Raw genomic sequence first — 23,619 nt, forward strand, 5'->3', positions numbered from 1 at the left:
TCGCTATCTTAATTATACAAACCACCGCTTACTATATATTGCATGACCTTTGTTTTGCTGTCATGCAATATATTTATTACATAGATTCTGGTGCAGATACACCAAGTAATTCTAAACCATTACGAAGCACTTGTTGTACATTGATTGAAAGCAATAAACGGGCTTGTGTAAGCTCTGCATCATCGCTTAATACTTTATGTTCATTGTACCAACCGTGGAACAGGGCAGCTAACTCTTTTAAGTAGTTACCAACCTGATGAGGTTCATATGCATTTGCAGCACGTAATACCGCGTCTGGGTATGCTGCCAGTTTAGCAAGAATCTCAGTTTCTGCATCAAGAGACAAGCGAGCTGCATGTGGACGAGCAGCGTTTACATCGAATTGTAAATCTGTGCTTGCTGCTTTTTCTAACATACGACAAATACGTGCGTGTGCATATTGAATATAGTACACAGCATTGTCTTTACTTTGTGAAACAGCAAGGTCAAGGTCAAAGTCGATATGTTGTTCGCTCTTACGCATTACGTAGTAGAAACGAGCTGCGTCATTGCCCACTTCTTTACGCAAGTCACGTAAAGTTACGAACTGACCAGAACGAGAAGACATTTGAACCATCTCGCCGCCACGCCATAAACTTACAAACTGAACTAAAAGAACAGTCAATTTTTTAGAGTCATAACCCATTGCATCAATCGCCGCTTTTACGCGAGAAATATAGCCATGGTGGTCAGAACCCCAAATGTCGATTAGGTCAGTATAACCACGTTGTAGTTTATTTAAGTGATATGCAATGTCAGATGCAAAGTAAGTCGTTTGGCCATTACGACGCTTAACAACACGGTCTTTTTCATCACCAAATTCAGTTGACTTGAACCAGATGTTGCCATCTTTTTCATAAAGGAAGCCACGTTGATCTAACGTTTCTAAAGCTTCATCAATTTTTGCACTAAGTGATGCTTCACTGAACCATTGATTGAACGTTACACCAAAATCAGCAAGGTCATCTTTAATATCATCTAAAATGGCGTGAAGGGCAGCTTGATGAAATACGCGGTAGCCTTCACCCAATAATTGTTGTGAGTTGGCAATAAGGCCATCAATATGCTTTTCTTTATCACCAGATAATACAACTTTGTTGCCTTCGCTATCTAGCTCTTCAGCATATTGCACATCTTCTGGGACATCTTTATAAACATTCGCAACTTCACGAACGTAAGCATCACCATCTTTATCAATGATGCCTTGTGCGATTTCTTTAACGTAATCGCCTTGATAAGCATTTTTAGGGAATACAAGGTTTTGTCCAAGTAGTTCCAAATAACGTAAATAAGTAGAAGTCGCCAAAATATCCATTTGACGGCCAGCATCATTCACGTAGTACTCGCGGTCAACTTTAGCACCCGTTGCTTCAAGTAAATTAGCAACAGTCATACCATATGCCGCACCACGTCCATGACCTACGTGTAGGCTAGACGTTGGGTTTGCAGAAACAAATTCGACTTGAATCTTTTTCGCTGCATTTGCTTGGCTACGACCAAAAATTTCTTTTTGTGCTTGAATTTGATCAAGAATAGCAAAACGCTGGTCTGCATTTAAAAAGAAGTTAATAAATCCGGGTCCTGCGATTTCAGCTTTACTGATATCTGCCACTTCTGGTAATGCAGCTAGAACTTTCTCAGCTAAATCGCGTGGTTTCATACCAGCAGCTTTCGAGCCGATCATAGCAATATTAGAAGCAAAGTCGCCATGGCTTCGGTCTTTGGTGCGTGTTAAGTTGCTTGTGTTTTTCCAGTCGGAAGGAAGCACCCCTTCTTGTTGAAGAGTTTGCACTGCATGGTCGAGAGCTGCTTGTATTGCCGTATTCATATCAATCGAAAATAGATGTCGCAGAAAAACGTCAAATATAGCAAATTTCCGATGACTTAGGGGAGGGGATTTAATATTCCAATAATTCTTTATGCAAATTACTGATGATTATTTTTTAAATGAATGTTGGTTGATGAATCGCCTTATTATTCTGAAAATAAAGAATTACAAGCCTTCTGGGCAGTTTTTGTGAGTAAATTATGTGTTTAATTTAATGCTATTTTCTGAGGAAATACCTGTTGCCGCTAAATCATATAATTATTGCTTTTAAAATTGAGAAAATAAAAGAAATTTTTAAAATTATAAAAACATTAATACTCTGATTTTTATCATTTATTTTTAAACATGTTTTAACTAAATAGTGTTCAATTTTAACATCACGGTTTAAAATATCTATTTTGATCGAATTAGGCTTAAGCTTATACGCACAAAGAGTTTTAGAGACCATACAAAACGTGTTTTTCTCTACTCTAAGCTGGAAAATGAGATAGGCAATGATATCAGGACACCCAAGTAAACATCCCCTTTATATCCCATATGCAGGTTTTACACTTTTAGAGTTACCACTTTTAAATAAAGGTTCGGCTTTCACTGAAGAAGAAAGAAGTAACTTTAACTTACACGGTTTACTCCCCCATATTATTGAAACTATTGAAGAGCAGAGCCAGCGCTCTTATCAGCAATATTGCGCTTTTACTGATGATATCAATCGCCATATCTATTTGCGTAATATCCAAGATACCAATGAAACCTTGTTCTATCATTTAATCGAAAATCATCTTGAAGAAATGATGCCGATTATTTATACCCCAACAGTGGGTGAAGCATGTCAACGTTTCTCCGATATCTATCGTCGTCATCGTGGTGTTTTTATTTCATATCCAGATCGTGATGTGATTGATGATATTTTGCAAAACGTAAATAAAAATAATGTAAAAGTGATCGTGATTACTGATGGTGAGCGTATCTTAGGTCTTGGCGACCAAGGCATTGGTGGTATGGGTATTCCTATTGGGAAACTTTCACTTTACACCGCTTGTGGTGGAATTAGCCCAGCCTATACATTACCAATCACAATTGATGTGGGGACGAATAATCCACAATTACTAAATGATCCGATCTATATGGGTTGGCGTCAGCCACGTATTAGTGGTGATGAATATTATGCATTTGTCGATATGGTGATTGAAGCTGTAAAGCGTCGTTGGCCAAAAGCATTAATTCAGTTTGAAGATTTCGCACAAAAAAATGCGATGCCACTTCTAGAAAAATATCGCGATAAAATTTGTTGTTTTAACGATGATATTCAAGGAACAGCAGCGGTATCTGTAGGTAGTTTGATTGCTGCAAGTCGTGCAGCAGGCAAGCAATTAAAAGATCAAACAATTGCTTTCTTAGGTGCGGGCTCTGCGGGATGTGGTATTGCAGAGCAAATCGTTGCACAAATGGTTGCTGAAGGTCTGACTGATTCTGAAGCCCGTGCACGCGTTTACATGGTGGATCGTTTTGGTTTGATTACCGAAAATCAGCCAAACTTATTGGACTTCCAGCGCAAATTGGCGCAAAAAGCTGAAGTGGTTGATCAATGGGGCAATATTGAAGAAGTGATTTCACTCCTTGATGTTGTTAAAAATGCTAAGCCTACAGTGTTAATTGGTGTTTCTGGTCAACCAGGTCTCTTCACAGAAGAGATTATTAAGACCATGGCAGCGAATTGTGAACGCCCAATTGTCATGCCATTGTCTAACCCAACTTCACGTGTTGAAGCAGTACCGGCTGATATTGTGGAATGGACTGAAGGTAGAGCATTAATTGCAACAGGTAGCCCGTTTGCTCCTGTGAATCATCACGGCAAGCTTTATAATATTTCTCAGTGTAATAACTCGTACATTTTCCCGGGCATTGGCTTAGGTGTGGTGGCATCGGGTGCTAAACGCGTTACTGAAAATATGTTAATGGCGTCAAGTAGTGCTTTAGCAAATTGCTCTCCATTGCTTAAAGATCCACAAGCTGATTTATTACCGCCGTTGGGTGAGATTCAACAAGTTTCTAAAGTTATTGCGTTCGAAGTTGCAAAAGCTGCTATGGCTGATGGTGTCGCTGTAACAATTAGTGATGATTTGCTACAGCAAAAAATTGATCAATCATTCTGGAAACCTGAATACCGCAAATATAAGCGTATTCCTTTCTAAGGTTGAGAACGTAAAAAGAGGAGCTTAAGCTCCTCTTTTTATTTTAGTCTTCTAAAACTTCTTCTAGCAATTCTTCACTAGGTGCGAAGTAATATGCGCCGTCTAATGGTGTCACGAAATGCAATAGGCGATCATGGATACCATCTCCACTTGTACCAAACATACGTTTTAACATGGCATCAATAATATTCAGGTCCTTGGTGTACGCAATGAAAAATAAACCCTGATCACCTCTGCCGTCGCCATAAGGCAGACTATGACGCAAGATTTCCATTTCTTCGCCTTCATTATCTTCGACAACAGTACGTGCGACATGAGCATTTTCTGGTTTAACGTCATCATCCAGTTCAATTGACTCAAGCTTAGTACGACCCATGACATTTTCTTGAGCATCAACTTTTAGTTTTTTCCATTTTTCTAAGTCATGTGCATAGCGTTGCGCGAAAATGAAACTGCCATCAGCAAAAACTCCCGCGCTTTCTGGCAATAGGGCTGTTTCTGCGCGGTCATCTGGAAATTGAGGGTTTTCTGTGCCGTCTATAAAGCCTGTAATATCTCGGCCATCAAAATAGCGGAAGCAAACACGCTCATCAAGAACTTCAACTTTATCTTTAATACCTTCAAAAAATGCTTGGCTTAATGCAAAACAAATATCAGAACGCATACTAGCAATATGGATGAGGACATCAGCTGGTACGGCTGGCATGTTGAATGCGCCGTTTTCTGGTTCAAGTTGTTTAAAGCCAGCAGGAGATTGACTGTAAAGTTGCTTCCAAAGTTCTGGACCAAAAGCGACTGCTGTTTTAATTTGCGCGTCTGAATGCTGAGTAATGAGACGGTCACGTGTTTCAAACAACGCTTCGAGTTGTTCTTTTAATTCATCAATTGATAGGTCTTTTAAGCGAAGAACAATAAATCGGGCATGATCTGATGGCAACGGCAAAATGACAGATTGAGCAGTCATTGGAAGGTATCTCCTCAATTATAATTTAGTATGAGCTTTAATTATTGTGCCTGATGCGAAGAGCGGTTAGTAGTCTATTTCTTGATTTTATTGTTTGAATTCTCATCAATATAGTTTTATAAAACAGTATAATTCCACTTTTATTGTCTATTTTTACTATGTCTTTGCAAGTTTGGTTTGCCTATATGTTGGCCTGTTGGGTCATTAGTGTCTCTCCGGGTGCGGGAGCTATTGCCTCAATGTCGAGTGGCCTAAATTATGGCTTTAGACATGGTTACTGGAATGCAATTGGTTTACAAGTTGCCTTGGTGCTTCAAATTATGGTGGTGGCAGCAGGTGTCGGGGTCTTATTTGCAACGACTCCTTTAGCTTTTCAGGCCGTTAAGTGGTTTGGCGTAGCCTATTTATTATATTTAGCCTATTTGCAGTGGACAGCACCTGTAAAAGATATAGAAATTCAACAAGAAAAAAGAGATAAGTCTGCTTTAGCTCTGCTATTAAATGGTTTTGTAGTCAATATTAGTAATCCTAAAGCGATCGTATTTTTATTGGCAGTTTTGCCGCAGTTTTTAGATTTGAGCAAGCCTCAATGGATACAATATCTAATTATGGCAGCCACTATGATTACGATCGATTTGATTGTAATGGCTGGATATACGGGGCTGGCATCCAAGGTTTTAAGATTACTTCGATCCCCTAGACAGCAAAAATATTTAAATCGGGGCTTTGCTGTAATGTTTAGCTGTGCGGCTTTATTATTGAGCACTGTTCATCAGGCGTCCTAAGTTAGGCCGCCTGTGTTTGATTTTTTAGCTTTTGAGTTATAAAAATAACAGCAAAACTTAATGCCATACATAAAACAATACTAAGACCTGTAGAGATATTGAGTGCTGCACTTGACCATAAACCGACACTAACACCGAGCTGGGCTAACACGAATGCCCAAATAACCATTTGCTTTGGCGAGTTTGCCAATAGGCGAGCGCTTAAGGCTGGGATCACGAGTAATGCACCCATTAGTAAAGAACCCACAGCACGCAAGGCTAAAACTGTAAATAAGGCTAATAACAGCATGAAAATAAGGCGTTGCCAGTTTGCATTCACTCCTTCACTAATTGCGATATCCGGATCAATTGCAAACTGTATTTGTGGCTGCCAAAAACGGTAAAGAATTACGAGTGATATCGCAATAATCAAAGTGAAAACAGGGAGGTCAGGCCAATCAATGCTGAGCAAGTCGCCAAATAAATAACTTAAAAGCTCTGGTCTTAAACTTGGTACATGTTGAATAAACAATAAACCACTACACAGTAATGTCGCTGAGCATAAGGCTAACAGAGCATCGTTGGGCAAACGATTGTCGTGTAAAGCCCATAATACGCCTACCAGTAAAACCGCTGTGCCTGCAACGCCAAGCCATAATGGAAGACTTAAGGCTCCTGCAATAGCAACCCCGAGTAGTGTTCCGTGCGCCATCGTGTCAGCAAAAAAAGACATGCGTCTCCAAAGCATTAAACAACCCAGAGGTGCAGTCAAAAATACCAGCAGGGTTCCCATAATCCATGCGGGCAACAATAATTGTAACCATTCCATCATGGCTTAAGCTTCCGGTTCTGGGTGAATATGAGGGCGGTCATTATGAGGGCAAGGGTGAGCAGCATCACCGTGAGCACAATGGTCATGATGATGTTGATAGAAGACCCTTTGGGTTCCAAATATTGCCTGATATTCAGGGTGTTGTTGAATATTCTCGGGTAGTCCACTACAGCAAATATGTTTATTTAAACACACTACGCGGTGTGTTCCTTGCATAACCCATTGTAAGTCATGAGAGACAATTAAGATCGCACAACCATATCGTTCTGGCAGGCTACGAACATAATCATAAAGTTCCGCTTCTGACTGAATATCTAGACCTTGCATGGGTTCATCAAGAACTAAAATATCTGGCTGACGAAGCAGTGCACGAGCCAATAGTACTCTTTGGCGTTCTCCACCTGAAAGTTGTTGTACTTTTGATTGTTGTAACTTTGAAATACCTGTGTCTTGAATAATTTCCTGACGCAGGGCAGAGCTGCATTTTTCTAAATCAAGAAGATCCTGAACACGTAAAGGGAGACTGTGTGAAGGATTAAACTTTTGTGGCACATAAGCCATTTTAAGTTTTTTATGATTGACAACACGCCCACTACTCGGCTGGAGAATACCGAGTAGAACCTTTATCAGTGTTGATTTGCCAGCGCCATTGGGGCCAATTAAAGACACAATTTCATTTTCATGTAGGGCAAAATCAACTTTCTTTAATATATCCCGATCATCACGATGAACAGAAACCTGCTCAAGCTGAATTAATACAGGATTTAAGGAGTTGTGCGGCACTGTTGGCATTTCCCCGAAATTTCAATAATGCTGTGTTGAGCCACGAAGTCATCTGAAGCTGCAAGCTGGTCAAGCTGGTGTGTGAGACCTTGAGAAGAAGCTTCTTTAACCATATGACATTCAGTACAAATCAGGAATGCTGCTTGATGGCCTTCACGTGGGTGGCAGCAAGGAATATACGCATTAATAGAAGTTAGGCGGTGAATGAGGCCTTTTTCTAATAAGAAATCTAAAGTTCTATAAACAGTCGGAGGTGCAGCAGGGCGATCAGTTTGACTTTTTATACGTGCCAATAAGTCATACGCACCCATTGGACCCGATGCATTTAAAATGAGTTCCAGAACTTCTTTGCGCAAAGGTGTAAGACGTGCGCCAGTCGCAGAACATAAACTTTCTGCTTCAGCTAAACGACTTGCGACATTATGGTGATCATGCACACCATGCAAAGAATCATGATGTTCATGCGAACAGGAACTCATAGGGGTAACCTCGAATTTTTAACGGAATATTAGCATGAAGCGATGCTTCATTCGATTAATCTTAGGTATTTTTGTAACTTTGTTATATTATAACATGCTTCGAGCTAATTTAAATTGATGGTCTGTCATGTTCCGTTTTTTTGTTTTCAGTATGTTCTCACTTTTGAGTACGTTAGGGTGGAGTCAGGGGTTGGTGGTTTCTACACACCCGATTTATCTGATTGCAAAAGAAGTCACTCAAGGGGTTGAAGAACCACAACTCTTATTAAAGGGACAAACAGGGCATGACGTACAATTAACCCCAGCGCATCGTAAAGCAATTAATGATGCGTCTTTGGTGATTTGGTTGGGTAAAGCACATGAAGCACCTTTAAATAAGTTATTAGGTAATAATAAGAAGGCAATTGCTCTATTGGATAGTGGTATCGTTTCTGTTTTGCCCCAGCGTAGTACACGTGGTGTAGCTTTACCTAATACAGTAGATACACATGTATGGTTAGAGCCTAACAATGCGGTTCGAATTGGTTTCTTTATTGCGGCTTTGCGCTCTCAGCAACATCCTGAAAATAAGGCAAAGTACTGGAATAATGCCAATGTGTTTGCTCGTAAAATGTTGCAGGCAGCACAAGCTTACGATAGTTCAAGTAATGGCAAACCGTATTGGGCATATCATGATGCCTATCAATATTTAGAGCGTTCACTAAACTTAAAATTCGCTGGTGCTTTAACAGATGACCCTCACGTTGCACCAACAGCAGCTCAAATTAAGTATCTTAATGATAGTCGACCAAAAAATCAGATGTGTTTGTTGGCAGAGAGTTTTACCACTAAGAGTCAATATCAAAAATTAGGTAACATTACTTTTCAACCAGTAGACGAGAGCATGAATAATGAGGATGATTTCGTCACTGCATGGAAGAAACTGGCTATAAAAACAGATAAATGTGTATTAAGTACGCAAAAGTAAGATAAAAAGTAAACAAAGGCTGACTGTAGCGTCAGCACCACCTGTCATGAAAAACCCCGACTAAAGTCGGGAAAAGATTGCATGTTCAGGGGTGTAACTCTATAATGCCTGCGATTAAAAGCGATCATCAGCTAAACTTGTCAAGCATTTATGCTGTGAGTGGATAAATAATGAGCCAAACTAGTCGCTTGATTGACCGACGATTAGCAAAAGCTTTGGTCTTCTTACAAGCATGTATGATCCCTGTTTCCGCACTTGTGGCGTGGAGCATAAAAGACATGACAGCAGCATTAAGTGCGGCACTTGGTGCGTTGGTCTGCTGGCTTTCTACGGGTTATTTTTCGTGGCAATCCTTCAGAACAGCAGGTGCACGAGCATCAAAACAAGTGCTGTCTAACATGTATAGGGGCATGTTAGGCAAATTTGCAATCATGATCGTTGGATTTATTTTGATTTTGAGCAATGTTAAACCTTTATCACCGTTAGCATTGCTGTTTGGTTTTATTCTCGTTCAGGCAATGTCGTGGGTCGCTCCGTTTTGGGTGTCACGTCTACAAAAACGGGTGTAGAAACAAGAAGAATTGAAGATTTTTTGGAGGGTGGCGAGATATCGACAGTACGCCGATGTTCGTTTCCCTTCTTTTTAGTAATTGACATTGACCAGGTGTGATTTATGGCTGCTGAAGAACATGCCCTCACTTCGACAGAGTATATCAAGCATCACTTGACCAATATGACCTATGGCAAAATGCCAGACGGTACATGGAAATTGGCTGAGACTGCTGAAGAAGCTCATTCGATGGGGTTCACTGCAATTCACTTGGATTCAATGGGTTGGTCAATTGGCCTTGGTGTGATTTTCTGTTTGATGTTCTGGATCGTTGCGAAAGCTGCAAATGCAGGTGTTCCAACTAAATTCCAGTCAGCAATCGAAATGATCATTGAGTTTGTTGACTCAAGTGTCCGTGATACTTTTCATGGCAAATCACGTTTAATCGCTCCGCTTGCACTCACTATTTTCGTGTGGATTTTCCTCATGAACTTAATGGACTTGATCCCAGTTGACTGGATTCCTCAAGTTGCAGCGTTTGTAGGTGCAAACGTATTTGGTATGGACCCTCACCACGTTTACTTCAAGATCGTTCCATCTACAGATCCAAACATTACTTTAGGTATGTCTTTATCTGTATTTGTACTTATCTTGTTCTACAGCATCCGCGAAAAGGGTGTTGGTGGTTTCGTTGGCGAGTTGGCACTTAACCCATTTAACCCAAGTAATCCAGTTGCAAAAGCGTTGCTTATTCCAGTGAACTTGATTTTGGAATTGGTAACATTCCTTGCTCGTCCGATTTCATTAGCTCTCCGACTATTCGGTAACATGTATGCCGGTGAGTTGATCTTTATCCTAATTGCTTTATTGCCGTTCTGGATTCAATGGGCGTTGTCTGTGCCTTGGGCGATCTTCCACATTCTTGTAATCACGTTGCAGGCATTCATCTTTATGATGCTTACCATCGTTTACTTGAGCATGGCAAGCGAAAAACATTAATGGTATTGCCTAACTATCAAATGATGGTTGGGCTGAATTTTTTTAATTTAATTTGGTAATAACCTAACCTCTGAGGAATTTTTCATGGAACTCACTTTAGGTCTAGTTGCAATTGCATCTGCTATCTTGATCGCTTTCGGTGCTTTGGGTACTGCGATTGGTTTTGGTCTTTTGGGTGGTCGCTTTTTAGAAGCTGTTGCTCGTCAACCAGAATTGGCTCCACAACTTCAAACTCGTATGTTCTTAATCGCGGGTCTTCTTGATGCTGTGCCTATGATCGGTGTTGGTATTGGCTTGTTCTTCATCTTCGCTAATCCATTTGTAGGTTAATCATCTTAATTCCTAAATCCACTATTTGAGGAATTGCAATGAATATCAACCTCACATTGATTGGTCAAGCGATTGCGTTTGCATTCTTTGTTGCATTCTGCATGAAGTTTGTTTGGCCACCACTAATCAATGCGATTAGTGAGCGTCAGCGTAAAATCGCTGATGGCTTAAATGCAGCAGAAAAAGCGAAAGCTGACCTTGCCGATGCACAAGCGCAAGTTAAGCAAGAGCTTGATGCAGCTAAAGCACAAGCGGCTCAATTGATCGAACAAGCGAACCGTCGTGCAGCGCAATTGATCGAAGAAGCTCGTACTCAAGCTGCGGCTGAAGGTGAGCGTATTCGTCAACAGGCTAAAGAAGCTGTTGATCAAGAAATCAATTCTGCTCGCGAAGAATTACGTCAACAAGTAGCTGCTTTGGCAGTAACTGGTGCAGAAAAAATCCTGAACCAGCAAGTTGATGCAGAAGCTCATAACGCCATGCTGTCTCAGCTGGCTGCTAAACTTTAAGCGAGGCGAATTATGGCTGAACTCTTGACGTTGGCACGTCCGTATGCCAAAGCAGCATTTGCTTATGCTTCTGAGCAAGGTGCAACAGACAATTGGTCGAATGCGTTACAAGTGCTCAGTGCTGCGGTGCAAGACGAAGCATTTTCCGCTTATTTAAATCGCCCTGAACTTACTCCTGCGGAGCAAGTGAAGCTTTTTGCTAAAGTTTTAGGTGAAGATCAATCTCAAGCAGTGTCTAACTTTTTGACACTTCTTGCAGATAACGATCGTTTAATGCTGTTACCTGAAATTGAAGCAGAATATGAACAGCTTAAATCACAGAATAACAACAATGTGGATGTCGTGATTGAATCGGCTTTCCCGTTAACTGCTGAACAAGAGCAACTGTTGAAATCTGCTTTAGAAAAGCGTTTTAACAGCACAGTAACTGTTTCAGTTGAAGTTAAACCTGAGCTTATTGCAGGTGTTGTAATTCGTGCAGGCGATCAAGTGATAGATGATTCTGCGCTTAACAAGCTTGAAAAAATGCGTACTCGTCTTCTTGCATAATGCAAATGATGAAGACTGAACTAATAAAAGATTGAGGAATAGCGCAATGCAACAACTGAATCCATCCGAGATCAGTGCGCTCATTAAACAGCGTATCGGAGATCTGGACACCAGCGCGACCGCTAAAAACGAAGGTACCATTGTTATGGTATCCGACGGTATCGTGCGCATTCACGGTCTTGCTGATGCAATGTACGGTGAAATGATCGAATTCGACGGCGGCTTATTTGGTATGGCACTGAACCTAGAACAGGATTCAGTGGGTGCCGTTGTTTTAGGTAACTACCTAAGCCTTCAAGAAGGTCAAAAAGCTCGTTGTACAGGTCGTGTATTAGAAGTTCCAGTTGGTCCTGAACTTCTTGGCCGTGTTGTCGACGCTTTGGGTAACCCAATTGATGGTAAAGGCCCAATTGATGCGAAATTAACTGATGCTGTTGAAAAAGTAGCACCAGGCGTAATTTGGCGTCAATCTGTAGATGAGCCTGTTCAAACTGGTTATAAATCAGTTGATACAATGATTCCTGTTGGTCGTGGCCAACGTGAGTTGATCATCGGTGACCGTCAAACTGGTAAAACAGCGATGGCGATCGATGCGATTATCGCTCAGAAAAACTCTGGCATTAAATGTGTATACGTTGCGATTGGTCAAAAACAATCAACAATTGCAAACGTTGTGCGTAAGCTAGAAGAAACTGGCGCTATGGCGTATACAACTGTTGTCGCTGCTGCGGCTGCTGATCCTGCTGCAATGCAGTACTTAGCTCCGTACTCTGGCTGTACAATGGGTGAATACTTCCGTGACCGCGGTGAAGACGCTCTTATTATTTATGATGATTTGTCTAAGCAAGCTGTTGCTTACCGTCAAATTTCATTACTTTTACGTCGTCCACCAGGTCGTGAAGCGTATCCAGGTGACGTATTCTATCTTCACTCACGTCTTCTTGAACGTGCTTCTCGTGTATCTGCTGACTACGTTGAGAAATTCACTAATGGCGCAGTAACTGGTCAAACTGGTTCTTTAACTGCATTGCCAATTATTGAAACTCAAGCAGGTGACGTATCTGCATTCGTACCAACGAACGTAATTTCGATTACTGACGGTCAGATCTTCTTAGAAACATCATTATTCAACGCAGGTATTCGTCCTGCTGTGAACGCGGGTATCTCTGTATCTCGTGTTGGTGGTTCTGCTCAAACTAAGATCATCAAAAAATTGTCTGGTGGTATCCGTACTGCTTTAGCACAATACCGTGAATTGGCTGCGTTTGCTCAGTTCGCTTCTGACCTTGACGAAGCAACTCGTAAGCAACTTGAACATGGTCAACGTGTAACTGAGTTAATGAAGCAAAAACAATATGCTCCTTACTCAATTGCTGACCAAGCTGTTTCTGTTTATGCATCTAACGAAGGCTACATGGCTGACGTAGAAGTTAAGAAAATCGTAGACTTTGATGCTGCGTTAATTTCTTACTTCCGCTCAGAATATGCTCCGTTGATGAAACAAATCGATGAAACTGGTGATTACAACAAAGACATCGAAGCAGCAATCAAAGCAGGTATTGAAAGCTTTAAAGCGACTCAAACTTACTAAGTTTAGTTTTAGTTAAGTTTGGTTCACGGATCAACCTTCGGAAGCTCGAAAGAGCTTTCGAATACTAGGTTAAGCGTATGGCAAATTTAAAAGAAATTCGCGCCAAAGTAGCTAGTATCAAGAGCACGCAAAAGATTACTCGCGCGATGCAAATGGTAGCTGCTTCTAAAATGCGTCGTGCGCAAGAGCGCATGGCTCAGGGCCGTCCGTATGCCGATAATATGCGCCGTGTAATTGCTCACTTGGTACAAGCAAACCCTGAATACAAACACCGTTATATGGTTGACCGCCCAGTTAAGCGTGTTGGCTATATCGTAGTGTCTTCAGATCGTGGTTTGGCAGGTGGCTTGAACATTAACTTGTTCAAGAAAGTTGTGCAGCATGTCAAAGCACAACAACAGCAGTCAATTGAAGTTGAATTTGCTTTAATTGGTCAAAAAGCGGTTTCGTTTTTTAAGAATTACGGCGGTAAAGTGCTCGGTGCAACTACCCAACTTGGCGATGCGCCGAGTTTGGAACAGTTAACTGGCTCAGTCCAAGTTATGCTTGATGCATTTGATAAAGGCGAATTAGATCGTATCTATCTCGTATCAAATGGCTTCGTTAATGCAATGACTCAGCAGCCTAAAGTAGAACAACTTGTTCCTTTAGCACCAGCAGAAGAAGGCGATGATCTCAACCGTACTTATGGTTGGGACTATATCTACGAACCAGAAGCAGAAGAATTGTTAAATGGTTTGTTGGTTCGCTATATCGAGTCTATGGTTTATCAAGGTGTGATTGAAAACGTTGCATGTGAGCAGTCAGCTCGTATGGTCGCGATGAAAGCAGCGACAGACAACGCAGGACAATTGATTAAAGACCTACAACTCATTTACAACAAGCTGCGTCAAGCCGCGATTACTCAGGAAATTTCCGAGATCGTTGGCGGTGCCGCTGCCGTTTAACATTATTAAGTTTGAATTGAGGAGACAGCAATGAGTAGCGGTCGTATCATTCAGATCATCGGCGCGGTTATCGACGTCGAGTTTGAGCGCAATAGCGTTCCTAAGATCTATGACGCTCTCCAAGTTGACGGTACTGAAACTACATTAGAAGTTCAGCAACAGCTTGGCGATGGTGTTGTTCGTACCATCGCAATGGGTTCTACAGAAGGTCTTAAACGTGGCCTTAATGTAACTAGCACAAATGCACCGATTTCTGTTCCAGTAGGTCCAGCTACGCTTGGTCGTATCATGGACGTTTTGGGCCGCCCAATTGATGAAGCAGGTCCGGTAGCGACTGAAGAGCGTTTGCCGATTCACCGTCAAGCACCTTCTTATGCTGAACAAGCAGCTTCTACTGATCTTTTAGAAACTGGTATTAAAGTAATTGACTTACTTTGCCCGTTCGCAAAAGGTGGTAAAGTTGGTCTATTCGGTGGTGCTGGTGTTGGTAAAACCGTTAACATGATGGAGTTGATCAACAACATCGCGAAAGCTCACTCAGGTTTATCTGTGTTTGCTGGTGTTGGTGAGCGTACTCGTGAAGGTAACGACTTCTATCACGAAATGAAAGATTCTAACGTTCTTGACAAAGTAGCAATGGTCTACGGTCAGATGAACGAGCCACCAGGTAACCGTTTACGCGTAGCGTTAACTGGTTTGACTATGGCTGAATACTTCCGTGATCAAAAAGACGAAAATGGTAAAGGTCGTGACGTATTATTATTCGTTGACAACATCTACCGTTATACACTTGCAGGTACTGAAGTATCAGCATTGTTAGGTCGTATGCCGTCTGCGGTAGGTTACCAACCTACACTTGCAGAAGAAATGGGTGTTCTTCAAGAGCGTATTACATCTACTAAATCTGGTTCGATCACATCGATCCAAGCAGTATATGTACCTGCCGATGACTTAACAGATCCATCTCCTGCAACTACATTTGCTCACTTAGATGCAACAGTAGTATTGAGCCGTGACATCGCATCTTCTGGTATCTATCCAGCGATCGATCCACTTGACTCAACTTCACGTCAGTTAGACCCATTAGTTGTTGGTCAAGAGCACTATGAAATTGCGCGTGCAGTACAAAACGTATTGCAACGTTATAAAGAGCTTAAAGACATCATCGCAATCTTGGGTATGGATGAATTAGCTGAAGAAGATAAATTGGTTGTTTACCGTGCGCGTAAAATCCAACGTTTCTTCTCTCAACCATTCCACGTAGCTGAAGTGTTTACTGGTGCTCCTGGTAAATTAGTACCACTTAAAGAAACGATTCGTGGCTTTAAAGGTCTATTAGCTGGTGAATACGATCACATCCCAGAACAAGCGTTCTATATGGTTGGTGGTATTGACGAAGTGATTGCTAAAGCTGAGAAACTCTAATTTAAGGAGATCATCTCATGGCGACTATGCAATGTGATGTCGTAAGTGTTAAAGAGTCTATTTACTCTGGCGCAGTAACGATGTTAATCGCGAAAGGTGCTGGTGGTGAGCTTGGTATTTTGCCAGGACATGCTCCACTTGTAACCTTGCTTCAACCGGGCCCGATTCGTGTTCAGTTGGAAAATGGTACAGAAGAAATCGTCTATGTATCTGGCGGTGTTTTAGAAGTTCAACCTCATGTTGTAACGGTTCTTGCAGATACTGCAATCCGTGCTGACAACTTGGATGAAGCGGCAATTTTAGAAGCACGTAAAAATGCTGAACAATTGCTTGCAAACCAAAAGAGTGATTTGGACTCGGCTGCTGCGTTGGCTGCCTTGGCAGAAACAGCTGCACAGCTTGAAACTATCCGTAAAATCAAAAACCGCGCACTATAATTGCCGGTTTGAGATTGAAAAAGCCACCGTAAGGTGGCTTTTTTTATAAGTTGTTTTTTTAAGATTCAGTTTTTGAATCTGACTTTTCATCTCCTGCCATAATCATGGCAGCAAGCTTCACCATATCCATTTGAATGGTATTAAGCTGTTTTTCAATTTGGTCAAAATTGATTTGATCTAATTTCCCATTGAGTAATGGCATGCTAAGAGCTTGTTGGTTGGCATGTAATAAACTTTGGCGAATATTCTCAATTTCCTGACTTTTGATATCTAAAGTCAAAAGTGCTTGATTTAAACCTTCTAGTTGCTGTTTTAAAGTGGTGACAGTAGTTTTTAGTTCATTCTGATTTTTATCTTGGATGGCTTGTTCAACATCAAGCTGAGTGTCTTTAAGTTGTTCAACGTAGTCGCCAGCTTTAAGCTGTAAATTAGCAGCATCGCGGACCATATAAAAAATATTGCCACTTTTAAGTTCGGTTTTGTTGGGGGCAATATCTGACTCTTGTTGTTCAATGTTTTGGTTAGATGCCTGTTCAGCTATTTCAGTCTTTTCTTGTTCGGTAGCATTGTCTTGTGCCTGATCGCACCCGAGTAAAAGCATGCCTGAGGCAAAAATTACAAAAGGAAGAAATGCGCCCTGTAAAACTTTTTTCATAACTACAAACAACATCAAATAAAGCAAATAGATACTATAGGTATAAAATATGAAGAAAGATTGTATTTTTGCAAACGAACAACACTTTGAGGAGAGCATAAAAAAGAGCGTATAAAACGCCCTTTCTCACATTTTAAAATATTATTTTGCTAACTCTGCTTCAACTGCTTTAACGATTTGTTCATCGTCTGCTGTTATGTTTGGAGCAAAGCGAGCCACGACTTCACCATTCTTATTAATTAAAAACTTTTCGAAGTTCCATAAAACTTCTGGAGCAGGGTTGGTTGGAATACCTAAGCCTTCTAAACGCTCACGGAAAGGACCTTCACCAGTGCGTTCTGGCTGAGCTGATGTCAAAGTTTGGTAAAGTGGGTGCTTATCTTCGCCGACTACAGAGACCTTAGAAAATAAAGGGAAATGAATATCATAATTTAATGAACAGAACTGTTGAATTTCTTCATCAGAACCTGGTTCTTGCTCTTTAAAGTTGTTTGCTGGGAAACCTAAAATTTCAAGACCTTGATCTTTTTTTGCTTGATAAAGTTTTTCTAAGCCTTCGTATTGTGGAGTTAAACCACATTTAGAAGCAGTATTTACGATAAGTAAAACTTTACCTTTATATTGTTGAAGATCGACCGTTTCGCCTGAAATAGCTTTTACCGGAATGTGATATACAGATTGTGTCATGAGTCTTTCCTAAAGATTGTAATTGATATCAAGTAACGCATTTGTTTTAACTGCTATTGAGGGGTAGTGCAATAATATTCGTGTTCAAAAAAGAAAAAGTTTTTAAAGATAAGCTGAATTCTAGTTATTTCTGATTTGGATAGGTGTTTGCCCAGTGTAACGTTTAAAAAATTCAATAAAACTTGAGCTATGTTGATAACCTAAATCATATGCTAAACGCTTGATAGGCGTCCCTTGATGAATCTGATGAATGGCATAAACAATTTTGGCCCGATTTCTCCATTCGGACAACGAAAGCTGAAGCTCTTGTTGACTCAAACGTAATAAGTGGCGATCACTGACCGAAAAGTTTTGTAGCAACTGCTGTAAAGAGTGATCAAAAAGTAAAGGATCTGAAAGTTTTTCTAAAATAGGCAATAAAACAGGATGCCGTGTTTGCGGTAAATAATGTGAATAAGCTGGAGCTTGTTTGAGTTGATCGAATAAAACTTGTAAAAGATGTTCTAAATATTCAGGTTGTTCGGTTTGTTTTTGCTGTTCTAGAATTTGTAAAACTAAAGTGCGAAAAAAAGGCTGAATACTAAAGCATCGACAGCTATTTCCTAAAATAGAACATAGGCGAGGGTGTAGTCGAATACAGATATAGTGAATTTCATGGTCAATATGAGTAGATTGATGAACAGTTTGAGGTGGAATCCAAAGACCATAGCTAGGTGGAGAAAGATATAGCTGTTCTTCAATCTCCATTTCTAATATGCCATTTAAACTGAAATTAAAATCTCCCCAAAGAGATGCATGAGGACGAACAATATCTTCTTTTTGGTATAGAAATTCATGAACTTCTATACTGTGTAATAATGAAAATTGCTGGTCCTCATTGTTCATCTATATGCTCTGACTCATATTTTAATTTTCACAAGTAGCTTTAGGGTTATTAAGACCTTTCGCTAAGGTAAATGTACTCAGTAATGCTAGGGCAACGAAGCTTAATACACCATAAATTAAAGTATTTTCATTGAAATGATCAACTACATATCCCCCTAATAATGAACCTGTCGCAATCATCACCTGAAACATACCTACAAAAAGCGGCATACCTTTTTCAACTGCATTTGGCGCATGTACAAACATCCAAATATTCGCTGAGGTAGGGAAGGCACCAAATGCAAATCCCCATAACGCGGTTAAAACAATAGCACCAAACTCATGAACGGCAAAAAGAGGAAATCCAAAGAATACGATTGCAAAGCATGTACCCACAAAAGCTAATGTATAACGGACATTTAGATTCCCACTATATCCGGCAAAAGCATTTCCGAAAATACCAGCAATTCCATAGAGCAATAATAATGAACTAATGGTTGTCCCATTAAAACCAGCAACATTTTTAAAGAAAGGTGCTAAATAGCTATAGGCACAAAAGTGAGCGAGTCCGATCAATAAAACAATCAACATGCCACTACGTGCTTTAGGAGTGCGTAATAGGGCTGGCAAATCTTTCATGTGAATTGCCGAATCTGGTACAAGTTTAGGTAAAAAGATTAATTGTAAGATTAAAACAACTAAGCCAATGCCTGCAGTAATTCCAAAAGCACTACGCCAGCCATAAAACTCGCTTAACCAAGTTCCAATCGGTACACCTAGAACTGTAGCAAAAGTTACACCCGCCATTACTACCGCAGTTGCTTTAGCGATGGGAAGGTGTGAAGGAGCTAATTTCCCACTTAAAGCAATAGCTGTTGCCCAGAAACCACCAATTGAAATACCTAAAATTAAGCGGCTCAATAATAAAATATGAAAGTTTTCAGCAAAGGCAGTAATGGTATTGGCAATAACCATAATTGCAGTCAGTAAGATAAGCACATAACGCCGATCAAGTTGTTTTACCGATACAGGCAATAGAGGGGCTGCAATTGCTGCCATAATGCCGGGTACCGTAATAATCAAGCCTGCTGTACCTACAGAAATATTTAAATCTGTTGCAACACTATTTAAAACACCAACGGGTAAAAATTCACTTGTAACTAAGGCAAATGCTGCGATAGAAACGGCCAAAATGGCAAACCAGCTTCCTTGAGTGGAGGTCGTGGGTCGTGCTTTAGAGATAGACGATTGGTCCATAGGAAATCCTTACTTGGCTAAATTTGGAGTAAAGAAAGACAATTTATTAATTAACTAACGATCATTATGAAAATAAAATAGTTGATAAAAAATCGAACGTCAATTAATTTAATAACGATTGTTATAAAAATAGATGTGATCTTTATGACAAATAGGCATGAAACGAATTTAGCTGTTGCAGAAGATACGCTGAAAAAAAAGCGCGGACGTCCTAAATGCTTTGATGAACAAGAGGTTCTGCAAAAAGCAATGTTGCTCTTTTGGGAGCATGGCTATGAAGCAACGTCTATTAGTGATTTAACGCAAGCTTTGGAAATTACAGCACCAAGCCTATACAGTGCCTTTGGTGATAAGGCGGGGCTGTTTTATAAAAGTATTGATTACTATTTGGCTCATGAAGCCTGTCCTATCGAGACCATCTTTTTAGAAGCAAAAACTACAAAAATTGCGTTTGAGTTATATCTTTATGACAACGTAAAACGACTGGTTCAACCCAATAAACCAGCTGGTTGTATGTTGGTGGTTGCTGCCATGAATTGTTCTGATGCAACTCAAGATGTGCAGCAGAACCTATTAGACAAGCGCATAAAAACCAAACAAAAATTATTGGAGCGTCTCAAACAAGGTGTTGAGCAGGGTGATTTGCCAGCTAATGCTCCTCTACAAGAAATGACAGACTTTTATGCCACTGTCATTCAAGGCCTTACCATTCAGGCAAGAGACGGTGCCAGTACAGATCAATTACATAAAGTTGTAGAACATGCCATGAAAGCTTGGAGATTATTCTAAAAAAAGATGATGTCTTAAGTTCAATATCAATGTCGGAAATACGATATTTCAATTTATTAAGACATTCTTCAAAATAAAATCTCTTTTGTAGATGGTGTATTACTATGAGTCAGGTCATGAAATATCACAAATGGGCGTTTATTTTTCCCATTTTGGCAGTATTGATTTGGTCTTTAAATATTGTAGTCACCCGCTATGTCTCGGATTATATCTCGCCAGTAAGTATTAGCTTCTATCGGTGGTTAATCGCTTTTATTATTTTGACTCCATTTATGTTTATGTCTGTGTGGAGACAAAGACGACTAGTCATACCCTATTTACCTAAGCTTGCTGTGTTAAGTGCATTTGGGATGGTGCTTTATCAAGGCTTAGCTTATACGGCTGCCCATTATACTAGTGCAACCAATATGGGAATTGTGAATGCATTTATTCCCATCTTTACGATCTTTGTTTCGCTTGCCATTTTAAAAGATGTGCCTAATCGCTTTGCAGTTTTTGGCAGTATTCTATCTTTTGCAGGTTTGTTATATGTCATGTCCCAAGGAAATATTAATAAGCTTTTAAGTGGTGGCGGACACCTTGGTGATGCTTTGATGATTATTGCCGTATTCTTCTATGCATTTTATGGTGTCTTTCTTAAAAAATGGCAGTTGCCTCTACCAATTATGACAAGCTTATATGTTCAGATTGGATTTTCTGTCATATTTCATATTCCTTTAATTCTCTGGTTTGGACTTGATGCTTTAAATGTACAAAATGCACCAAGTGCTATTTATGCGGGTGTATTTGCTTCACTTATTGCGCCGTTAGTTTGGATGTTAGCTGTTCAACAACTCGGTCCTAATAGAACAAGTATTTTTATGAACTTGGTACCTGTCTTTACAGCAGTTATTGCAAGCGTCTGGTTGTCTGAGCAGTGGACCATTTATCATACGTTAGGTGGGATTGTTATTTTAATTGGTATCATTATGGCTCAGAAGAAGGTGAGTCCTAAAAAGAGCGAATTAGTGCAAGAACAAAACTAAAGTTGCTAAAAAAACTATGGCATATTTTGAAAAAAACTCATAAAAATATGCCAATTTTTTCTTAGTTAAAGTTTTTCTATATGATTTATAAATAGTTTATAGAAATAGGTTGTAATATAAATATTAAAAAAGCCGAGTAAAAATATTAATATAATTTTAATTTATAGGCAAAAAACCGCAAATTCCCTACACTTTTCATGCTTTTTTTAGAGAAATAATATATTTCTCTCATTGAACCTCTTACCACATAATAGCTGCCACTACGAAAGGCGCTCTTTTCTTTGTAAATTACCTTTTGTTCTACAGATATCCAAACCCTCTGGATGTGGTATATACCCATCCTTTTTTATGCTCAGTTATCCCTATATAACTGAGCTTTTTTTTGTTTGAAATTAGGCGCGAATAATCTCTCTGGTAAGAGCGTTAATGATTCGGCTTGGTTGTTGGCTCTGGCCTAAGTCACCATTCAGATAGTTTAATTGTGAACCAAAGTATTGGCAGGCATCCTGTAGTGAGTGCGCAGGTTCTTGTCCACTTGGGTTCGCACTAGTCGAGACAATAAAGCCATGAAAAGCATTGCATAATGCCACACATAAAGGATGTGTAGTGACTCGAACAGCGACAAGAGGATGCTCACCTTTAATCCATGAAGGAATATGTTCACCGGCTGGTAATAGCCAGGTTGTTGCTCTTTCTGAAGGTTGATGATTAGTCCAACAATCAATAATTTCTTGTTGGGTTGTTTGTGGTAGAGAAGTTAGCAGGTGCTCGACTTGGCTAATATGACCTGCTAATAAAATTACACCCTTTTCAATAGGCCTTTGCTTTAACTCAAGAATCTTTTGAAAAGCTTGCTCATTAAAAGGGTCACAACCTAGTCCCCAAACTGCCTCAGTTGGATATGCCAAAACTTGACCTTGTTGTAAACATTCGGCTGCTTCGGTAACTGAGGTGGTAATCATGTTAATACTCTTCCTTTCAATCAGACAGAATTGCTATTGTGCACTCCAATACTAAGAGCGACAACGTAAATACAATCCTGATTGTTGCATACATAAACCAAGTAGTTCTAGTTCCATCAGTGAAGAGGTGAGTTCTGCAACAGGCTGAGAGTGATGTAAAACAAGCTGATCAATATTTTGTCCTACCCAGTCTAAAGACTGATAAAGGTTAACTAAATGCTCAGGAATTTCTGGGGTACTAGAAACTACAGCCTCCTCGGTGGAGTTTTGTTGCTGACTTTGCCATTGAGTGGGTAAAGCAAGGTCTTCAATAATTTGTTCAGGATGATCGACTAAAATTGCTCCCTCGCGAATAAGTTGATGGCAACCTTGATGAAACTCACTGTAAATATGACCAGGAATGGCAAATACAGTTTTACCTTGTTCGGCAGCTTTGTTCGCAGTGATGAGAGAACCACTTTTTAATGTAGCTTCTACCACTAACACGCCTAAACTCAAACCGCTGACAATTCGGTTTCTACGTGGGAAATGCTGTTGTAATGGAGGTGTTCCAGGCAAAAACTCAGTAATGATGGCGCTGTTTTGAGCCAAAATATGTTCTGCAAGTTTTTTATTTTGAGCAGGGTAAGTACTGTCTAAACCTGTTCCTGTCACAGCAATCGTACGTTGATGTGCTGATGCTCCTTGGTGAGCAGCTTCATCAATGCCATATGCCAAGCCACTACTCACATAAAAACCTTTTTCACTTAAGTAATAGGCAAAATCATAAGCGACCTGACGACCATGGGGGCTTGGTTTTCGGCTACCTACAATCGCAATTTGCGGTTGCAATAAAGCTTGAGCTTGGCCTTTTCCAAAAATTATAGGTGGATGGTCTGTATAAGGTAATAACTGAGTGGGATAGCCTGAGTCATCTTTCGTTAAAATAAAGTCAGTATGTTGATGGATCTGTTGAATTAGTTTTTCAAACTGAGCTAGACCTTGAGCGGTTTGAAACTCAGCTACGCGTTTTAAGTGATTAGCATGTAACCCGAGATTGCGCCATTGAGATAATCCAGCCGGTTGGACCGCCTTTTCACAGCTACCAAAATAATCGACAATTTTTTTAAAGCTGACTAAAGAGTGTTGCACCAAATACCACACTTTAAGCGTGTGGTAATGGTGTGAAGAAAGTTGAGTAAGCATTGTAAAAGGT

25 protein-coding genes are annotated in these 23,619 nt (G+C 40.2%); 14 read left to right on the forward strand and 11 right to left on the reverse strand.

Features of this window, described 5'->3' with window-relative positions; all coding sequences use genetic code 11:
- Positions 1-76 precede the first annotated feature (76 nt).
- Positions 77-1,867 (reverse strand): arginine--tRNA ligase, encoded by a 1,791-nt coding sequence (argS, locus tag RFW85_RS05505; protein WP_086266224.1) that lies wholly within the window; start codon positions 1,865-1,867, stop codon positions 77-79.
- Positions 1,868-2,361: 494 nt separating this feature from the next.
- Here argS and RFW85_RS05510 point away from each other — a divergent pair, with 494 nt between their 5' ends.
- Positions 2,362-4,059: an NAD-dependent malic enzyme gene (locus RFW85_RS05510; protein WP_002114135.1), complete on the forward strand. Its 1,698-nt coding sequence runs from the start codon at positions 2,362-2,364 to the stop codon at positions 4,057-4,059.
- A gap of 43 nt (positions 4,060-4,102) precedes the next feature.
- Here RFW85_RS05510 and RFW85_RS05515 read toward each other — a convergent pair whose 3' ends face one another.
- Positions 4,103-5,023 (reverse strand): Dyp-type peroxidase, encoded by a 921-nt coding sequence (locus RFW85_RS05515; protein ID WP_309171229.1) that lies wholly within the window; start codon positions 5,021-5,023, stop codon positions 4,103-4,105.
- A gap of 158 nt (positions 5,024-5,181) precedes the next feature.
- Between RFW85_RS05515 and RFW85_RS05520 the strand changes: the two genes are divergently transcribed.
- Positions 5,182-5,808, forward strand: coding sequence for a LysE family transporter (locus RFW85_RS05520; protein WP_005071994.1), 627 nt, complete (start codon positions 5,182-5,184; stop codon positions 5,806-5,808).
- 1 nt (position 5,809) lies between these two features.
- Here RFW85_RS05520 and znuB read toward each other — a convergent pair whose 3' ends face one another.
- From znuB to RFW85_RS05535, 3 genes are read right to left on the reverse strand one after another with little or no spacing between them, the layout of a single operon-like run.
- Complete coding sequence (znuB, locus tag RFW85_RS05525) at positions 5,810-6,619, reverse strand: zinc ABC transporter permease subunit ZnuB (protein ID WP_005071996.1); 810 nt, start codon at positions 6,617-6,619, stop codon at positions 5,810-5,812.
- A 3-nt stretch (positions 6,620-6,622) separates the two neighbouring features.
- On the reverse strand, positions 6,623-7,411 hold the full coding sequence (gene znuC, locus RFW85_RS05530; protein ID WP_309171230.1) for a zinc ABC transporter ATP-binding protein ZnuC: 789 nt from the start codon (positions 7,409-7,411) through the stop codon (positions 6,623-6,625).
- Positions 7,384-7,881, reverse strand: a complete 498-nt coding sequence (locus RFW85_RS05535) for a transcriptional repressor (protein WP_002114130.1) — start codon at positions 7,879-7,881, stop codon at positions 7,384-7,386. Before RFW85_RS05535 ends, znuC begins: the two co-directional genes overlap by 28 nt.
- Before the next feature lie 127 nt (positions 7,882-8,008).
- On the opposite strand from RFW85_RS05535, the gene RFW85_RS05540 reads away from it, so the two are divergent.
- From RFW85_RS05540 to RFW85_RS05585, 10 genes are all read left to right on the forward strand, one after another.
- Positions 8,009-8,848, forward strand: coding sequence for a metal ABC transporter substrate-binding protein (locus RFW85_RS05540; RefSeq protein ID WP_309171231.1), 840 nt, complete (start codon positions 8,009-8,011; stop codon positions 8,846-8,848).
- Between the two features lie 170 nt (positions 8,849-9,018).
- A complete protein-coding gene (locus RFW85_RS05545) occupies positions 9,019-9,417 on the forward strand; it encodes an ATP synthase subunit I (RefSeq protein ID WP_309171232.1) in 399 nt (132 codons plus the stop codon).
- Positions 9,418-9,521: 104 nt separating this feature from the next.
- Positions 9,522-10,397 carry a F0F1 ATP synthase subunit A gene (gene atpB, locus RFW85_RS05550; protein ID WP_002114072.1) on the forward strand — a complete coding sequence of 292 codons (876 nt, stop codon included), beginning with the start codon at positions 9,522-9,524 and terminating at the stop codon, positions 10,395-10,397.
- An 84-nt stretch (positions 10,398-10,481) separates the two neighbouring features.
- On the forward strand, positions 10,482-10,727 hold the full coding sequence (gene atpE / locus RFW85_RS05555; protein WP_000424060.1) for a F0F1 ATP synthase subunit C: 246 nt from the start codon (positions 10,482-10,484) through the stop codon (positions 10,725-10,727).
- A 38-nt stretch (positions 10,728-10,765) separates the two neighbouring features.
- On the forward strand, positions 10,766-11,236 hold the full coding sequence (locus tag RFW85_RS05560) for a F0F1 ATP synthase subunit B (protein ID WP_001024691.1): 471 nt from the start codon (positions 10,766-10,768) through the stop codon (positions 11,234-11,236).
- Between the two features lie 12 nt (positions 11,237-11,248).
- Positions 11,249-11,785 carry a F0F1 ATP synthase subunit delta gene (locus tag RFW85_RS05565; RefSeq protein WP_002114070.1) on the forward strand — a complete coding sequence of 179 codons (537 nt, stop codon included), beginning with the start codon at positions 11,249-11,251 and terminating at the stop codon, positions 11,783-11,785.
- Positions 11,786-11,831: 46 nt separating this feature from the next.
- Positions 11,832-13,376 carry a F0F1 ATP synthase subunit alpha gene (atpA, locus tag RFW85_RS05570; protein ID WP_002114049.1) on the forward strand — a complete coding sequence of 515 codons (1,545 nt, stop codon included), beginning with the start codon at positions 11,832-11,834 and terminating at the stop codon, positions 13,374-13,376.
- 77 nt (positions 13,377-13,453) lie between these two features.
- Positions 13,454-14,323 (forward strand): F0F1 ATP synthase subunit gamma, encoded by an 870-nt coding sequence (gene atpG, locus RFW85_RS05575; protein WP_002114131.1) that lies wholly within the window; start codon positions 13,454-13,456, stop codon positions 14,321-14,323.
- A gap of 30 nt (positions 14,324-14,353) precedes the next feature.
- Positions 14,354-15,748 carry a F0F1 ATP synthase subunit beta gene (atpD, locus tag RFW85_RS05580; protein ID WP_002114045.1) on the forward strand — a complete coding sequence of 465 codons (1,395 nt, stop codon included), beginning with the start codon at positions 14,354-14,356 and terminating at the stop codon, positions 15,746-15,748.
- 17 nt (positions 15,749-15,765) lie between these two features.
- Positions 15,766-16,185 carry a F0F1 ATP synthase subunit epsilon gene (locus RFW85_RS05585; RefSeq protein WP_002114076.1) on the forward strand — a complete coding sequence of 140 codons (420 nt, stop codon included), beginning with the start codon at positions 15,766-15,768 and terminating at the stop codon, positions 16,183-16,185.
- 58 nt (positions 16,186-16,243) lie between these two features.
- On the opposite strand, the gene RFW85_RS05590 is transcribed toward RFW85_RS05585, so the two are convergent.
- From RFW85_RS05590 to RFW85_RS05605, 4 genes are all read right to left on the reverse strand, one after another.
- A complete protein-coding gene (locus tag RFW85_RS05590; RefSeq protein WP_086266263.1) occupies positions 16,244-16,840 on the reverse strand; it encodes a hypothetical protein in 597 nt (198 codons plus the stop codon).
- A gap of 141 nt (positions 16,841-16,981) precedes the next feature.
- Positions 16,982-17,527, reverse strand: a complete 546-nt coding sequence (locus RFW85_RS05595) for a glutathione peroxidase (protein ID WP_309171233.1) — start codon at positions 17,525-17,527, stop codon at positions 16,982-16,984.
- Between the two features lie 120 nt (positions 17,528-17,647).
- On the reverse strand, positions 17,648-18,412 hold the full coding sequence (locus tag RFW85_RS05600; protein ID WP_078220006.1) for a helix-turn-helix transcriptional regulator: 765 nt from the start codon (positions 18,410-18,412) through the stop codon (positions 17,648-17,650).
- A gap of 21 nt (positions 18,413-18,433) precedes the next feature.
- On the reverse strand, positions 18,434-19,648 hold the full coding sequence (locus RFW85_RS05605) for an MFS transporter (protein WP_046813020.1): 1,215 nt from the start codon (positions 19,646-19,648) through the stop codon (positions 18,434-18,436).
- 135 nt (positions 19,649-19,783) lie between these two features.
- Between RFW85_RS05605 and RFW85_RS05610 the strand changes: the two genes are divergently transcribed.
- On the forward strand, positions 19,784-20,437 hold the full coding sequence (locus RFW85_RS05610; protein WP_170249077.1) for a TetR/AcrR family transcriptional regulator: 654 nt from the start codon (positions 19,784-19,786) through the stop codon (positions 20,435-20,437).
- A 104-nt stretch (positions 20,438-20,541) separates the two neighbouring features.
- Entirely contained in the window at positions 20,542-21,462 is a 921-nt protein-coding gene (locus RFW85_RS05615; RefSeq protein WP_081309703.1) for a DMT family transporter, read from the forward strand.
- Between the two features lie 392 nt (positions 21,463-21,854).
- Here RFW85_RS05615 and RFW85_RS05620 read toward each other — a convergent pair whose 3' ends face one another.
- Both RFW85_RS05620 and dprA read right to left on the reverse strand, forming a co-directional pair.
- Positions 21,855-22,424, reverse strand: a complete 570-nt coding sequence (locus RFW85_RS05620; protein WP_005072030.1) for an L-threonylcarbamoyladenylate synthase — start codon at positions 22,422-22,424, stop codon at positions 21,855-21,857.
- Positions 22,425-22,475: 51 nt separating this feature from the next.
- Positions 22,476-23,609: a DNA-processing protein DprA gene (gene dprA / locus RFW85_RS05625; protein ID WP_309171234.1), complete on the reverse strand. Its 1,134-nt coding sequence runs from the start codon at positions 23,607-23,609 to the stop codon at positions 22,476-22,478.
- Positions 23,610-23,619: the final 10 nt, after the last annotated feature.

The sequence above is a fragment of the Acinetobacter sp. 12966 genome (assembly GCF_031196995.1).
GTDB lineage: Bacteria > Pseudomonadota > Gammaproteobacteria > Pseudomonadales > Moraxellaceae > Acinetobacter > Acinetobacter geminorum.